At 32.1% G+C, this 14310-nt stretch carries 17 protein-coding genes; 10 read left to right on the forward strand and 7 right to left on the reverse strand.

Annotation, left to right across the window (positions count from 1 at the left end; translation table 11 throughout):
• Positions 1-56: 56 nt before the first annotated feature.
• From LNAT_RS05495 to LNAT_RS05510, 4 genes are read right to left on the reverse strand one after another with little or no spacing between them, the layout of a single operon-like run.
• Positions 57-689 carry a response regulator transcription factor gene (locus LNAT_RS05495; protein WP_096259216.1) on the reverse strand — a complete coding sequence of 211 codons (633 nt, stop codon included), beginning with the start codon at positions 687-689 and terminating at the stop codon, positions 57-59.
• The gene (gene uvrA, locus LNAT_RS05500) at positions 670-3501 is read right to left on the reverse strand and encodes an excinuclease ABC subunit UvrA (protein ID WP_096259219.1); all 2832 of its coding nucleotides are present in this window, start codon (positions 3499-3501) and stop codon (positions 670-672) included. The genes LNAT_RS05495 and uvrA overlap by 20 nt, the downstream gene beginning before the upstream one ends.
• A gap of 26 nt (positions 3502-3527) precedes the next feature.
• On the reverse strand, positions 3528-3983 hold the full coding sequence (locus LNAT_RS05505; RefSeq protein WP_096259223.1) for an excinuclease ABC subunit A: 456 nt from the start codon (positions 3981-3983) through the stop codon (positions 3528-3530).
• 8 nt (positions 3984-3991) lie between these two features.
• The gene (locus LNAT_RS05510) at positions 3992-4723 is read right to left on the reverse strand and encodes a sulfite exporter TauE/SafE family protein (protein ID WP_096259226.1); all 732 of its coding nucleotides are present in this window, start codon (positions 4721-4723) and stop codon (positions 3992-3994) included.
• Positions 4724-4767: 44 nt separating this feature from the next.
• Between LNAT_RS05510 and LNAT_RS05515 the strand changes: the two genes are divergently transcribed.
• The 6 genes from LNAT_RS05515 to LNAT_RS05540 are packed head-to-tail and all read left to right on the forward strand — an operon-like array spanning position 4768 to position 8459.
• Positions 4768-5166: a hypothetical protein gene (locus LNAT_RS05515; protein ID WP_096259229.1), complete on the forward strand. Its 399-nt coding sequence runs from the start codon at positions 4768-4770 to the stop codon at positions 5164-5166.
• Positions 5166-5471: a flagellar motor switch protein FliN gene (fliN, locus tag LNAT_RS05520; protein ID WP_096259231.1), complete on the forward strand. Its 306-nt coding sequence runs from the start codon at positions 5166-5168 to the stop codon at positions 5469-5471. The genes LNAT_RS05515 and fliN overlap by 1 nt, the downstream gene beginning before the upstream one ends.
• Positions 5471-6217, forward strand: a complete 747-nt coding sequence (locus LNAT_RS05525; protein ID WP_096259233.1) for a flagellar biosynthetic protein FliO — start codon at positions 5471-5473, stop codon at positions 6215-6217. Before fliN ends, LNAT_RS05525 begins: the two co-directional genes overlap by 1 nt.
• Positions 6204-8072 carry a tRNA uridine-5-carboxymethylaminomethyl(34) synthesis enzyme MnmG gene (mnmG, locus tag LNAT_RS05530; protein ID WP_096259235.1) on the forward strand — a complete coding sequence of 623 codons (1869 nt, stop codon included), beginning with the start codon at positions 6204-6206 and terminating at the stop codon, positions 8070-8072. Before LNAT_RS05525 ends, mnmG begins: the two co-directional genes overlap by 14 nt.
• Positions 8069-8353: a hypothetical protein gene (locus LNAT_RS05535; RefSeq protein WP_096259237.1), complete on the forward strand. Its 285-nt coding sequence runs from the start codon at positions 8069-8071 to the stop codon at positions 8351-8353. The genes mnmG and LNAT_RS05535 overlap by 4 nt, the downstream gene beginning before the upstream one ends.
• Positions 8346-8459, forward strand: coding sequence for a tRNA uridine 5-carboxymethylaminomethyl modification protein (locus LNAT_RS05540; protein ID WP_096259239.1), 114 nt, complete (start codon positions 8346-8348; stop codon positions 8457-8459). The genes LNAT_RS05535 and LNAT_RS05540 overlap by 8 nt, the downstream gene beginning before the upstream one ends.
• On the opposite strand, the gene LNAT_RS05545 is transcribed toward LNAT_RS05540, so the two are convergent.
• The 3 genes from LNAT_RS05545 to LNAT_RS05555 are packed head-to-tail and all read right to left on the reverse strand — an operon-like array spanning position 8422 to position 10400.
• The gene (locus LNAT_RS05545; protein ID WP_096259242.1) at positions 8422-9183 is read right to left on the reverse strand and encodes a sensor histidine kinase; all 762 of its coding nucleotides are present in this window, start codon (positions 9181-9183) and stop codon (positions 8422-8424) included. The genes LNAT_RS05540 and LNAT_RS05545 overlap by 38 nt on opposite strands.
• Before the next feature lie 27 nt (positions 9184-9210).
• Positions 9211-9843: a response regulator transcription factor gene (locus LNAT_RS05550; protein ID WP_238594004.1), complete on the reverse strand. Its 633-nt coding sequence runs from the start codon at positions 9841-9843 to the stop codon at positions 9211-9213.
• A complete protein-coding gene (locus tag LNAT_RS05555) occupies positions 9840-10400 on the reverse strand; it encodes a PhoU domain-containing protein (RefSeq protein ID WP_096259246.1) in 561 nt (186 codons plus the stop codon). The genes LNAT_RS05550 and LNAT_RS05555 overlap by 4 nt, the downstream gene beginning before the upstream one ends.
• 107 nt (positions 10401-10507) lie before the next feature.
• Here LNAT_RS05555 and pstS point away from each other — a divergent pair, with 107 nt between their 5' ends.
• From pstS to pstB, 4 genes are read left to right on the forward strand one after another with little or no spacing between them, the layout of a single operon-like run.
• A complete protein-coding gene (pstS, locus tag LNAT_RS05560; RefSeq protein WP_096259248.1) occupies positions 10508-11506 on the forward strand; it encodes a phosphate ABC transporter substrate-binding protein PstS in 999 nt (332 codons plus the stop codon).
• A gap of 58 nt (positions 11507-11564) precedes the next feature.
• Positions 11565-12701 carry a phosphate ABC transporter permease subunit PstC gene (gene pstC / locus LNAT_RS08800; protein WP_202970431.1) on the forward strand — a complete coding sequence of 379 codons (1137 nt, stop codon included), beginning with the start codon at positions 11565-11567 and terminating at the stop codon, positions 12699-12701.
• Complete coding sequence (gene pstA / locus LNAT_RS05570) at positions 12698-13507, forward strand: phosphate ABC transporter permease PstA (protein WP_096259250.1); 810 nt, start codon at positions 12698-12700, stop codon at positions 13505-13507. The genes pstC and pstA overlap by 4 nt, the downstream gene beginning before the upstream one ends.
• Positions 13507-14286 carry a phosphate ABC transporter ATP-binding protein PstB gene (gene pstB, locus LNAT_RS05575; RefSeq protein ID WP_096259252.1) on the forward strand — a complete coding sequence of 260 codons (780 nt, stop codon included), beginning with the start codon at positions 13507-13509 and terminating at the stop codon, positions 14284-14286. The genes pstA and pstB overlap by 1 nt, the downstream gene beginning before the upstream one ends.
• Positions 14287-14310: the final 24 nt, after the last annotated feature.

Here is a 14310-nt window from a genome sequence, read left to right on the forward strand (position 1 = left end):
CCTTTAGGGCTTTTTCAAAAATATTATAATATAAATTTATGATATTTAAATGATATTTAAGTTATATTTAATTTATAGCCTATTTCTCTTTTTGATATTATTAAATCTTTTTTCCCCAATTTTTTTCTTAGTCTTTTAACCAAAGCCGCTATCGTATTATCCGGTACATATTCATTCCATATATGAAGTGCGATTTCTGCAGTAGATAAAAATCTGTGTTTATTTTTTAATAATACTTCTAAAAGCATAGATTCTTTATGTGTTAATTCAATATTCTCATTGTTAATTATAAGCTCTTTGGTGTTTTTGTCATAAAAAATACCAGAATCAATTTTAATACGATTTAAATTATATAATTTTTTGATTCTTATTAAAATTTCTTCAGGTTCGAAAGGTTTTTTAATAAAGTCATCAGCACCTAAATTATAAGCCGTTTTTATGTTTTTTATATCACTGTGAGAGGATATTATAATAATTTTACCTTTGTCAATTAAATTTCTTTTTTTCATTTCTTCTAAAAAATTTCCGTCACCTAGTGCTATGTCAGCTATTATTACATTATACGTATTATCGTCTTTTAAAAAATCTTTTAAATTATAAAAAGAATATATTTTATATCCTTCCATCTCAAGCAGTGTTGAAATGGCATCATTTAAAAAAGTTTCATCCTCAATTACTGCTATTTTCATTAACCCCTTTTATCCTTTCCAATTCATTTGCCAGGTATTTGGCAGTATAACTTATATCTTTATATTTTTTGATTATATCTGCAATCGCCCCTGCTGCAATTACTCTTCCCCCCTTACTTCCGCCTTCAGGCCCCATATCGATAATATAATCGGCATTTTTTATAAAATCTAAATTATGTTCAATTACAATTACACTGTTTCCCAAATCCACAAGATGGGATAATACTTTCATTAAATTGTCTATATCTGCAAAATGAAGTCCGGTTGTAGGTTCGTCTAAAATATAAAGAGTGTTTCCTGTATCGCGTCTAGAGAGTTCTTTTGCAAGTTTTATTCTTTGGGCTTCTCCGCCGCTTAGGGTTGTGGCGTTTTGTCCAAGTGTTATATATCCAAGTCCCACATCTTTTAAGGTTTGCAGTTTCTGTTTTATTTTTGGAATTTTTTCAAAAAATTCATACGCTTCATCCACGCTCATTTCAAGAACGTCTGCAATTGATTTGCCCCTGTATTTAATTTCAAGGGTCTGTTCGTTGTATCTTTTCCCGCCACATGCCTCACATGTTACCATTACATCAGGCAGGAAGTGCATTTCTATTTTTATCTGACCCTCACCTTTACACACCTCACATCTTCCTCCCTTTACGTTAAAACTGAATCTTCCCGGAGTATATCCTCTAAGCTGGGCTTCCGGGGTTGATGCAAAAAGACTTCTTATATCATCAAATACGCCTGTATAGGTTGCAGGATTGCTTCTTGGTGTTCTTCCAATCGGGCTTTGGTCAAGATAGATTACTTTATCAAGTTTTTCAAGGCCGTTAATTTCTACGCCTTTTACTTTGTTTATTTTTTTTGCGTGATTTAGTATTTCCCTTGCTACCGGAAGCAGTGTTTGAAGAATAAGTGAGCTTTTTCCACTACCGCTTACACCCGTTACACATACAAGGTTTCTCAGAGGGATTTTGACATTCAGGTTTTTAATATTATGGATATTTACATTCTTAGCTTCTATCCATTCATTTTGAGGGCGGTTTTTTTGATAATTTATATCTTTTTCATAACGAAGATATTTAGCGGTTTCAGTATCACTTTTAAGAAGCTCTTCTACATTTCCGCTAAATACGACTCTTCCTCCTTCTTTTCCGGCTTTTGGTCCTATATCCACAATATAATCTGCATTTAGGATTGTTTCCCTGTCGTGTTCTACTACAATTACGGTGTTTCCTCTGTCTCTTAGATTTTTGAGGGTATTTATGAGTTTCATTGTATCTCTCTCGTGCAGTCCGATACTTGGCTCATCGAGTACATACATAACGCCTGTGAGTCCGCTTCCAATCTGGCTTGCTATTCTGATTCTTTGGCTCTCACCCCCGCTTATTGTCCTTGCGTCCCTGTGAAGTGTAAGGTATCCAAGCCCCACATCCACAAGGAAAAACAGTCTTTCTTTTATTTCTTTAATAATAGGGGCTGCAATCATTTTATCCTGATTGCTTAAATACTCAAAATTTTTTTCATTATTGAAAAATTTATAAGCATCTTCTATAGGCATTGAAATAATTTCGGCAATAGTTTTTTGGGCAACTTTAACTGCCAGGCTTTCTGGTTTTAGTCTGTATCCAAGACACACAGGACATGTGCTTTCGCTCATAATGTCGCTTATATCGTCTTTATACAAATCAAGGGCTATCTGTTTAAGCCCCGGCCATGGTTTTGAAATTTTATGTTTTCCATACATAAAAGTTATATCATAAGCGGTACCGTTTAAAATAATTTTCTTTTGAAGTTCGTCAAGTTCGTAAAAACTTTTATTCATATCAATGCCGACTTCCGCACATAAGGCTTTAAAAAATTCCTGATAATATTTTTTATTAAATCCCCAAATAAGAGGGATTCCTCCTTTATTTAGGGGTTTGTCTTTTATAACTTTTTCAATGTCAAGTGAATATACAACCCCAAGTCCGTCACATTTAGGACATGCGCCTTTGGGGGAGTTGAATGAAAAAGAGGTGGGTTCTAGTTCTTCAAAACTCACCTTACATCTGAAACATGCTTTATGTTCGCTGTAATGTATAAAATCTCTCTCAAGGTTTAATTCTTTTGCGTTTAATATTTCCACTTCAACTTCACCGTAGCTTTTATTAAGGGCTTTTTCCACAGCTTCCGCTATTCTTGTTTTGTTTTCCTCTTTTACGATCACCCTGTCAATGACCGCTTTTATTGTGTGTTTTTTTGTTTTTTTAAGTTCAATCTCTTCATCAAGTCTTACCAGCACTCCGTCAATATATGCCCTGATTATCCCCTCTTTTCTTAGTTTTTCTAATAAATCGTTAAATTCTCCCTTTTTTTCTTTTACAATAGGGGCATAAATTATAATTTTTGCCCCCTGAGGCAATTTTAAAATTTCATTTATGATATCCTGAGGAGTCATTTGAGTTATTTTATCTCCACAAATATGACAGTGCTGTATGCCTATTCTTGCATATAAAAGTCTTAAATAGTCATATATCTCGGTTACAGTTCCGACAGTGGAGCGCGGGTTTTTTGAAGTTGTTTTCTGGTCTATTGCAATTGCGGGTGTCAAACCTTCAATTTTATCGACATCAGGTTTTTGAGCCTGGTTTAGAAACTGTCTTGCGTATGAACTCAAACTTTCAATGTATCTTCTTTGTCCTTCTGCGTATAATGTATCAAATGCGAGGGTGGATTTTCCGCTTCCTGAAAGACCCGTGAAGACTATAAGCTTGTTTTTTGGTATTTCCAAATTTATATTTTTTAAATTGTTTTCCCTTGCACCAATTATTTTAATTTTATCCATTCAACTCCTTTAATTTTTCCATTTTTTTATCCCAGTTCTATATTCCATATGGCAAATAAAAATACAAACATTTCAGTGGCATACAGTTTCCATTTTGGCTGGGGTTTGTAAAGTTCCCCTTTAATTTCTATATATTCAGAATAAGTAAGAGTCGAAAACATTCTTTTTATAACTGTATCAATGTAATCATCTTTGTCGTCAGTTTTTAAGGTTATAAAGATATGTCTGTATATTATAAACATTTCAATTGTTGCAAGTATAATAAGTGCAATATCAACAATATGAAGCAAACCAATTTGGATTATAATTATTTCAACTATATAAAATATTATAATGTAAGCCAGTATTGGATGATGGTTTCTTAAATAATAAAGTGCAAACAGTTTATCAGCAGCACTTTTAATTTTAAAACTCTCAAGTATGTAAATTCTGAAAGCTATAAGTAAAAAAACGATTATTTCGGTTATTAATTTTAAATCCATAAAATTCCTTAAAAATATAATTTATATACCATTGAAAGAAACACCCCGATATACCAGATAAGTAAAAGTTTTTTATGATGTTTCGGGTGTAATTTATGATATGCCCTTATCCCGAAATATGTCCCAATCAGACTTGCAATTCCTATAGTAAATCCTATTGTATAATTTATATGACCCGCCAGACTTTGGGAAATAAAACCCGAAACAGAAGAAAATACCACAAAAAACAGACTAAGACTCACGGTTGTTTTTAATTTGTATTTTAAAAAACCTACTAAAATAGGGGTTATTAAAATAGCTCCTCCCACTCCCACACTGATTGCAATCATTCCTACAAACATACCTATGAAAAACAGTTTTTTATTATCAATTGGTGGTTCGTATTGCGGTTCTTCCACCGTTATAAAAAATCTCACTATTGCTATAAATACTAAAGTTAAGAAAATTAATCCCAAAATTTCTTTTGGTGTATATTTTACAATAAGTCCGCTTAGCATTGCCCCGAGGGCTCCTCCTATACCAAGAGAGAGGCCGTTTTTTATTTTAAGAAGGCCTCTTTTGTAATTTAAATAGCTTCCATAAATAGAGCTCATCATCATTTGTGTTACACTGATTCCTATGGCTTCTTTTAATGGAAATCCTAAAAACAAAAGGGTTGGTACAAGTATAGTCCCGCCACCAATCCCAAAAAATCCGCTTGCAAAGCCTGTAAAAATTCCAGCTATTATCGCACTTATCAAAATATTCCTTTTTTTGATAAAATTATATCTAAAAGGGGCGCACTATGATTGAAATTATAAAGAAGAGTGTTGAAAACTATCTTTCATCACTTGAAGCAGATTTTAGCGAGTGTCGGGATGAAAATATAAACGGATATGTCAGTAAAATTGAAATTAAAGGTGATAAAAAGGCTGATATTTATATTGTGGTTCCAAGAAAAAAGTTAGAATATATATCTGAGTATTGGTTTGGCGATAAAAATTTTAATGAAAAAGATTTGACAAATGAAATTGCAAATCTGATTATAGGAAATGCCAAAATTGTGGGTAGTAGGGAAAATGTGAATTTTAATATTTCTACCCCGGAATTTTTAGGTGAATATAAAAATAATATTGATTTTGACGATGTTTTATCCTTTAAGTATAAAGATGTCTGTTTTTATATTTTGTTTAAGGAAAAATAATGGAAAATTTAAATGAAGAAAGAATTGATGAGTTAATACCTGATTATAGGCATTTATTAGATACGGAAGTAGTGTTTGAAAGTGATCTGGGCAGGGTTGAAATGACTCTCAGGGATATTTTAAATTTGCAAAAGGGAAGTGTGATTGATTTAAATAAACCAGCAGGTGAGAGTGCGGAAGTTTATATAAACGGCAGAATTATAGGAAAAGGTGAAGTAATGGTGTATGAAAAGAATTTGGCTATAAGAATTAATGAAATACTTGATGCAAATTCTTTAGTATATTACTTGACAAAGGAAAAATAGTGAAAAAATTAGTTTTTTTATTTTTAGTGTGTTTAATTTACGCCGCCAATTTAATTGATGTAAATTTTTTTGAAAGTAAAAATAAACTTGATATTCTTTTTTCATTGGACAATAAATTTAATGGAAAAATAATAAAAATAAATAATAATAAATATCTGATCAGAAATATAAAATGTGACAAGGAAATAGAAAAAAATTTTAATAATTTTTTTATTCATTCCGTAATTATTGCCCCTGAGAAAGACGGAGTTTTATTGGAAATTATTTCAAATAGAAAATATTCTGTTTCAATTGCCCTTACCCCTGATGGCTATGGTATAAGGGTGAGGGTAAAATCTGATGAAATAATTAAAAATTCCCTGCCACCTATGCCCAAAGAGAAATTTTCTTATACTAGATATTTTATTGTAGTTGCAATTTTAATTATTTTGGCTATAATCCTTCTTTTTATAAAAAGAAGAGGTTTAAATGCAAAACTTCCTGCTTTGAAAAAAGATATGAAAGTTTTATCCCAAAAATTTATAGATGCAAAAAATAAAGTAGTTTTATTTGAATATCAAAACAAAAAATATTTAATGTTAATAGGTAATACAAATCTTCTTTTGGATGTTTTTGATGAAAATTTTAAACCACCGAAAAATGAAATTGAATTTGATGAAATGTTAAAACTCAATAGTAAAATAGATGAAATAGAAAAATATATTCAAAAAGCTGATAATATAAAGGAGTTAGATGAAAGAATTTGATGTTATAGTGGTTGGCGGCGGTCATGCAGGAATAGAAGCGGCCAACGCTGCGGCAAGAATGGGAAAAAGAACGCTTTTACTTACTATGCTTGTAGAACAAATCGGAGCCCCAAGCTGTAACCCCGCAATCGGAGGGCTTGCTAAAGGGCATTTGGTAAAAGAAATTGACGCTCTTGGAGGGCTTATGGCATTGGCTACCGATAATGCGGGAATTCAATTTAGAGTTCTTAATGAAAACAGGGGACCGGCTGTAAGAGGAAGCAGGGCTCAGATTGATATGGACAGATACAGAATATGGATGAGGACGGCTCTTCTTAATACTCCAAATCTTGAAATGGCCCAGGAGATTGTAGATGAAATTTTGGTAAAAAACGGAAAAGTTGTAGGTGTTAAGACAAATCTTTTGAATGAATACAAAACAAAAACATTAATTCTAACCACCGGTACATTTATGAGGGGGCTTATGCATTTTGGACCTGTTAAACTTGAAGGTGGTAGATTTCACGAACTTCCGGCCAAAAAAATTTCAAAATCACTGGAAAATCTTGGATTTAAGCTTGAGAGACTAAAAACAGGAACGACTGCCAGAATTGATGCAAGAAGTATTGATTTTTCAAAAATGGATTTGCAGCCGGGAGATGAAAATCCAAAGCCTTTTTCATTTAGAACCGATAAAAACACATTCAATCCCGAGCAGCTTCCATGTTACATAACATATACAAACGAGACGACTCACGATATTATTAAAAGCAATTTTCACAGGGCACCTCTATTTACCGGACAGATTGAGGGAATAGGGCCGAGATACTGCCCGAGTATTGAAGATAAACTCAATAAATTTCCGGATAAAGAAAGACATCACGTATTTGTTGAGCCTCAGACAAAAGAGGCGACTGAATATTATTTAAACGGGCTTTCAACTTCGCTTCCGATGGATGTGCAGGATGCATTCATCCATTCAATTCCGGGACTTGAAAATGCAAAAATAGTAAGATACGGATATGCAATTGAATATGATTTTATCCAGCCTACAAACCTTAAACATTCACTTGAAACAAAAGAGATTGAAGGTTTGTTTTTCGCAGGTCAGATTAACGGGACCACCGGATATGAAGAAGCGGCAGCTCAGGGTATAATGGCCGGGATTAATGCGGCGCTTAAAGTTGAAGGAAAAGAGCCTGTGATTTTTAGAAGGGACCAGGCCTATATCGGTGTTTTAATTGATGATTTAGTTACAAAAGGAACAAACGAACCTTACAGAATGTTTACAAGCAGAAGTGAATACAGACTGCTTCTTAGAGAAGATAATGCAATTTTAAGGCTTGCAGATTACGGATATGAACTTGGACTTCTTGATAAACAGACATATGGGAGGGTATTGAAACTAAGAGAAGAAATAGAAAAAGGCCTTAAAATTCTAAATTCCACTTTTGTAACTCCAAATAAAGAAGTTAATGCTAAGCTTGAAAGTCTTGGGGAAGAGAAAATCCAAAATAAAATGGAAATTAGAAAAATTGCAGGAAGACATACATTTAATAAAGAAAAATTATTAGAAATGTTCCCTGAATTTAAAGAATTCAGTGATGAAGCCCTGGAGCAGATTTTAATAGAAGCAAGATATCATCACTATATTGAAAGACAAAAAGCCCAGGTCGATAAAATGAAAGAGATGCTAAGCGTTAAAATTCCAGAGGATTTTGAATATAGAGGGATTCCGGGACTTAGCCGTGAAATTGTAGAAAAACTTGAAAAATATAGACCTACAACTTTATTTCAGGCAAGTGAAATTAGCGGTGTGACACCTGCAGCAATTGATATTTTGCATATGTATATAAATATGAGGAGAAAAAAATGAATTATTTATATGTTTACACCGCTGATGATAAAAAATTCGATAGACTTGATAAAATGGCGGATGTGGCAAAAAATTTAGAGGATTTTGTATTTGGGGTAAATGATATTGAAAGTATTGTTTATTTAAAAGAAAAATACGGTTTTAAAGCCATGAATGTGGATGCCGTTATTGATGTTTTAAATGCCTGCACTCAGGATGATGTTATTTATTTATGCACACCTGAAGATAATACAATAGTTAAAGCCAGTTTTAATAATGTCAAGGAGATATGTAATGAATAATAATGAAAAACCGTTTAATTTTTGGCTTTTTATGGGAGGAATGTTTATAGGGCTTTTGGTTTTAACTTCTATTGTGGTAGGGATTCCTTATCTTCTTTCAAAATAATAGAAAATCTGCTTCCTTTTTTCTTTTGGCTTTCTATGTTTAAAGAGAAATTGTGCATATCAAGAATTTTTTTTGTAATATAAAGTCCAAGTCCTAGAGAATTATCCCAGTCGTTTTTTGCAATCCTGTAAAATTTTTTTGTAATTAAATCCAACTTTTCTTTTTCTATTCCTATACCTTTATCAATAACTTCTAATTTATTTTCATTTAAGTTTATTGTTACTTTATCTTTTGAATATTTTAATGCGTTTGATATAAGGTTTGAAATTGCTATTTCTATTAAATTCCTGTCTGCAGTTATTGTTACAGGCTTTAAATTTAAAATAATTCTTTCTTCATCAAATGATTTTATAAGTTCTTTTATCAGAGAATCTAATCCGATATTTTGAAAATCAGGTTTTAATTTTTGATTTTCAAGTTTTGTGACTAAATAGAGTCTGTCGATGAGTTCGGAGAGTCTAGCCGAATTTTTATGTATTTTTTCAAGAAATTTTTGATTGGTTTTTTCATCTAGCCTATTTACAAGGATTGTTTCAATATAACCGTTGATTATGGAAATAGGATTTTTAAATTCATGGGAAATGGCGGAAATTACATCGTCTTTAAATTCATTTATTTTTGCAAGTTTTTTGTTTTCTAATTCCAGTTTTTTAATCTGTTTTTTTAATTTTTCTATCTCTTTTTTTTTATTTTTACAAAATAAGTTTTTAATTTTGTTTTTCATTCTCCATTTTCCATTTTCAATTATCCATTATTTTAATGTATAACCAATTCCTCTTTTGGCATCTATTAAATTGATTTTATGATTGAGCCTGTTTATTGCAACATTTACGCTTTTTTCACTGATTTCTAAAATATCAGCTATTTCTTCTTTTGTAATTATTCTTTTCGGATTTTCAAAAAAGATATTTAAAAGATTAAATTCAGATTTTGTCAAATCTATTGTATCGTTACCTATTAAAAGATTTTTATTAAGTAAATCAAGTTTATAATTTTTATATGTTAAAAAATTGATTTTTTTATTATATCTTTTTAAAACCGCTTTTATTCTTGCAATCAGTTCTTTTATTGAAAAAGGTTTTTTAATATAATCATCCGCTCCTTTTTCAAACCCGTCTAAAATATCTTCTTCACCTACTTTTGCGGTCAAAAAAATAACAGGGATGTTAAACCCCTCATTTTTAAGTTCTTTTACAAATTCGCTGCCTTCAATACCAGGCAGGTTTCTATCTACTATTAACAGGTCGGGATTTTCCTCTATTATAAAATCCTTAACTTTTTTGGTATTTAAAAATCCGACCGCATCAAATCCTGCATTTATTAAATTGAATTCAAGTAAATCTAGTAAATCCTCTTCATCTTCAATTATTGCAATTTTTATCAAAATTCCATTCCTTCTTTTGCAAACAAAAGATATTTTGTAATTGTTTTTACACTGTCTGTAATCCTCTCAAGTCTTTTTGCCACATTTATAATTTGAAATATTTCTTCAATATTTTCTTTAGTCTTAAGTTCCGTAAACAGTTCTTTATAAATTTCATCAGCTATTTTTTCCTGAGATATGATTGTTGAATATGCATCTTCGATTGTATCGCCTTTTATTGCAAGTTTGAGTGTTTCAAGGGAAGTAAGGGCTACTTGATAAAGTGCGTCAATTTTTTCGTTTTTAAAATTATATTTTTTAATAAAATATTTGATTGAGCGTTTTATTTTATTTAAAAAAGGGGTGATTTTCAGTATTGCAATCGCTTCTCTTAAATATTCTCCCTGAGGATGCAAAAGGGCAATAAACTTGATAACTTCTTCATCCAATTCTTTTAGGTCGATTAAGAAAAAGTCATCATCTATTTTTCTGTTTTTAAGGGTATTCGCTAAAATTTCAACGCTTTTTTCAAAGTCTTTTTCTATTTTATTTATTTCTTTTTCAAATCTTGAAAGCATTTATTTCCTTTTTTTATAAAATTATATAATAATGTTTAAAAAATATTTGTTATCAAAATGTTATTTTCTTTTTTTATAATTCCGGGACTAAAAATTAAGGAGAGAGAATGTTAAAAAAATTAGCTTTTGGAGCATTAATTAGCGTAAGTACATTTGCATGGACAATTAACGGGACAGGTTCATCTTTTCAATATCCGGTAAATAAAACATGGATAAAAGGATTTTACTCTGAAACCGGAAACAGGGTAAATTATACTGCAACAGGTAGCGGTACAGGTATTAAAGAAATTATCGCAAGACACGTTGACTTTGGCGGGACTGACAAACCTCTTTCACCAAAAGAACTTAGAAAAAATCATTTGGCTCAGTTTCCTATAATTATTGGGGGAATTACATTGGCATACAATATTCCGGGGGTTCACAAGTTAAAACTTAGTGAAGTTGCAATTGAAGGTATTGCACTTGGAACTATTCAGTATTGGGATAACCCTGTAATAGTAAAATATAATCCAAATGAAAAACTGCCTCATAAAAAAATTATTTTTGTTCATAGAAGCGATAAATCAGGAACTACTTTTAACTTTACATATTATTTAGCTAAAATGAGTACAGTTTGGAGACATCATTATGGAGTTAAAAAAGCTCTAAACTGGCCAACAGACGCCCAAGGCAGAGGTGTGGCTGGTAAAGGAAATGCAGGTGTTAGTGCCGCAATTAAAACAAACGCTTATTCAATCGGATATGTGGATTACGCCGATGCTGTTACAAACGGGTTAAATTTGGCTGTTGTTCAGGGAAGAGACGGGGCTTTTTATGAACCAAACCCTGCAAATTTTGCTAAAGGTGCGGCATATGGCGGATTTTCAGCTAAAAATGATTTCTTTAAATTAATTGCATATCCTAAAAAAGGTTATCCAATTCTAGCACCGTCATTTGATTTGGTACATACTGATGATAGAAATGCTAAGAAAGTTACAGCATTCTTCAATTATGCTTTTGACCATGATGAAATGGCAAGCAAACTAGGATATATCCCTCTTCCAAGCAATGTAAAAGCAATGGTTAGAAAATACTGGGAAGAAAAAGGAATTTCTCCTGAAAAATAATAAAGGTACTTCAAATCCTTTTTCTTTTTTCTTATAATTTCAACAAAAAAGGCCATATATGGAATTTGTTTTTAAAAAATTAACTTCTATAAGCGCTACTTTTATTTTAATAATACTTTCCGCTATTTTTATAGTTTTGTTTATTTATTCAAAACCTGCGATAAAAGAATATGGTCTGAAGTTTTTAATTGATCCAAGATGGGGTGTAACAATTAAAATACCTAAAAGCAATCCGAGTAATTTATCTATATCTGATAAAAAAACTGCCGTTTCTGGTAATTTATCACAAGAAAAATTAGGTACTAAAAGTGATAATGAAGATGATAATAGTTTATTAAATGATGATAGCGATAATGATAATAATTTATTGAATGACGACAGTGATAATAGTAATAATGATTCTTCTTTGAATAATGACAGTGATAATGATGATAATTTATTGAATAGCGATAGCGATGATGATAGTGATTTAATGGGAAATGATAATGAAGCAAATTCGAATTATGTTACTAAAGAAATATACGGCGGTCTTATTCCCATTGTCGGTACAATTCTTTCAACAATAATAGCTTTGCTTTTTGCCGTTCCCATTGCAATGGGAATTGCCATATTTTTAAGTGAAATAGCACCACCGTTTTTATCTAAACCTGTCGGTATTGCAATAGAGCTTCTTGCTGCAATTCCAAGTATAATTTACGGTATGTGGGGGCTTTTTTATTTTGGGCCTTTTGTTTCTAAAATTGTAGGAGGACCTAGTGTCAATCTTCTTGTTGCCGGGCTTGTGCTTGGTGTTATGATAATTCCATTTATGGCCTCTTTAACCAGGGACAGTATGAATACAACCCCAAATGTACTGAAAGAATCGGCTTATGCTTTGGGTGCTACCAAATTTGAAGTAATTAAAGATGTGATTTTCCCTTATGCAAAAAGCGGGATTATAGGTAGTATTATCTTGGCTTTGGGACGGGCACTCGGGGAGACAATGGCGGTTGCATTTGTAATCGGCGGAGTATTTAAACTTCCAAAACATTTAACAGACCCGACCGTTTCAATTCCTGTCGTTCTTGCAAATAATTTTGCAGAAAGCAGTGGAATGAGTATGGCGGCACTGTTTTATTTGGCACTTGTTTTATTTGTAATATCTTTTATTGTAATTGTGACTGCCAAATTTTATTTTTTAAGGAATAAGAAATGAGGCTTTTAATAAATAAAATAATTTTAACCCTTTCAACTTTAGCAGCCATATTGGGTCTTGTTTTTTTATTTTGGATACTTATTACATTGACCATAAAAGGTGTTAAAGCTTTGGATTTATATATTTTAACTCACGATTTGGTTGATAACGGGCTTAGAAACTTGTTTATCGGGCAGTTTATTATGGCATTTATTGCCGTTATTATAGGAGTTCCTATTGGAATGGTTGCCGGAATTTATCTGCAGGAATACTCTTTTGGAAATAAATATGCCCAGTTTATCAGAAATTTAAGCGACGTTATGATGAGTGCCCCGTCAATTGTAATAGGTGTATTTGTATATGCCGTTATGGTAAATCCCATCGGTCATATGAACGGATGGGCTGGGGCTGTTGCTCTTGCTATTTTGATGCTGCCTATTATTGTAAGAACGACTGACGATATGTTGGGGCTTGTACCAAAAGAGCTCAGAGAAGCCGGAGTTGCAATAGGCGCTCCTAAATATAAAGTAATTTTTGATATAGTTATAAAAGCTGCAAAAACCGGTATTATGACGGGGCTTTTACTTGCTTTTGCAAGAATAGCAGGAGAGACTGCACCTCTACTTTTTACCAGTGGAAACAGTGCGTACTTTACGCTTAATTTAAATAACGAATTTCCAAGTTTAACTGTTGCAATTTACGATTTGGCCACAATGCCTGATAAACATTTGGTTGATATTGCATGGGCTGGAGCGTTTTTGCTTACAATTATTATTTTATTAATAAATTTACTTGGAAGATATGTAATTAGAGAAAGGAAAAAATAATGCAGAAAGTTATGGATATAAAAAATTTTTCTTTTACTTATGCAGGGGCTGAAAAACCGAGTCTAAAGAATATAAATATGTCTATTTATGAAAAAAAAGTGACTGCTTTAATTGGACCAAGCGGTTGTGGTAAATCAACTCTTCTTAGAAGTCTTAATAGAATTCACGATTTATATCCGGGGAATAAATATGAAGGTGAAATTTTACTCAAAAATCCCGAAAACAGTGAAATGGAAAATATTTTGGAATTTAAAAAAGAAAATGAATTAATTAATCTTCGCCAGAGAGTTGGAATGATTTTTCAAAAACCGACCCCTTTCCCTATGAGTATTTATGACAATATTGCTTACGGGCTTAGACTTATGGGAAAAAAACAAAATCTTGATGAAAAAGTAGAAGAAGCACTGCGTGGTGCAGCACTCTGGGATGAGGTAAAAGACAGACTAAAAGACGATGCAAGGGGTCTTAGCGGAGGTCAGCAGCAAAGACTTTGTATTGCAAGGGCAATTGCTGTTGAACCGGAAGTACTTTTGATGGATGAGCCTACAAGTGCGCTTGACCCAATCTCTACTGTTGCTATTGAAGAGCTTGTTACAAAACTAAAAGATAAAGTAACAATTGTAATAGTAACTCACAATATGCAGCAGGCAAGCCGTGTTAGTGATTATACTGCTTATATGTATTTAGGGGAACTTATTGAATTTGGAACAACTGAGCAGATTTTCCTTTCTCCTAAGAAAAAACATACAGCAGATTATATTGCCGGTAAATTTGGATAAAATTATTTTACTTCCTTTTTTTTA

Origin of the sequence: Lebetimonas natsushimae, assembly GCF_002335445.1 — a bacterium.
In the GTDB taxonomy this organism is placed as follows: domain Bacteria; phylum Campylobacterota; class Campylobacteria; order Campylobacterales; family Nautiliaceae; genus Lebetimonas; species Lebetimonas natsushimae.

What these genes read in the sequence shown, in the direction of transcription:
- LNAT_RS05540 (WP_096259239.1), top strand. Translation starts at nt 8,346, where the DNA reads ATGAATAATAATGAAAAACCGTTTAATTTTTGGCTTTTTATGGGAGGA.
- pstC (WP_202970431.1), top strand. Translation starts at nt 11,565, where the DNA reads ATGGAATTTGTTTTTAAAAAATTAACTTCTATAAGCGCTACTTTTATT.
- LNAT_RS05505 (WP_096259223.1), bottom strand. Translation starts at nt 3,983, where the DNA reads ATGGATTTAAAATTAATAACCGAAATAATCGTTTTTTTACTTATAGCT.
- pstS (WP_096259248.1), top strand. Translation starts at nt 10,508, where the DNA reads ATGTTAAAAAAATTAGCTTTTGGAGCATTAATTAGCGTAAGTACATTT.
- uvrA (WP_096259219.1), bottom strand. Translation starts at nt 3,501, where the DNA reads ATGGATAAAATTAAAATAATTGGTGCAAGGGAAAACAATTTAAAAAAT.
- fliN (WP_096259231.1), top strand. Translation starts at nt 5,166, where the DNA reads ATGGAAAATTTAAATGAAGAAAGAATTGATGAGTTAATACCTGATTAT.
- LNAT_RS05545 (WP_096259242.1), bottom strand. Translation starts at nt 9,183, where the DNA reads ATGAAAAACAAAATTAAAAACTTATTTTGTAAAAATAAAAAAAAAGAG.
- LNAT_RS05515 (WP_096259229.1), top strand. Translation starts at nt 4,768, where the DNA reads ATGATTGAAATTATAAAGAAGAGTGTTGAAAACTATCTTTCATCACTT.
- LNAT_RS05555 (WP_096259246.1), bottom strand. Translation starts at nt 10,400, where the DNA reads ATGCTTTCAAGATTTGAAAAAGAAATAAATAAAATAGAAAAAGACTTT.
- pstA (WP_096259250.1), top strand. Translation starts at nt 12,698, where the DNA reads ATGAGGCTTTTAATAAATAAAATAATTTTAACCCTTTCAACTTTAGCA.
- LNAT_RS05535 (WP_096259237.1), top strand. Translation starts at nt 8,069, where the DNA reads ATGAATTATTTATATGTTTACACCGCTGATGATAAAAAATTCGATAGA.
- pstB (WP_096259252.1), top strand. Translation starts at nt 13,507, where the DNA reads ATGCAGAAAGTTATGGATATAAAAAATTTTTCTTTTACTTATGCAGGG.
- LNAT_RS05495 (WP_096259216.1), bottom strand. Translation starts at nt 689, where the DNA reads ATGAAAATAGCAGTAATTGAGGATGAAACTTTTTTAAATGATGCCATT.
- mnmG (WP_096259235.1), top strand. Translation starts at nt 6,204, where the DNA reads ATGAAAGAATTTGATGTTATAGTGGTTGGCGGCGGTCATGCAGGAATA.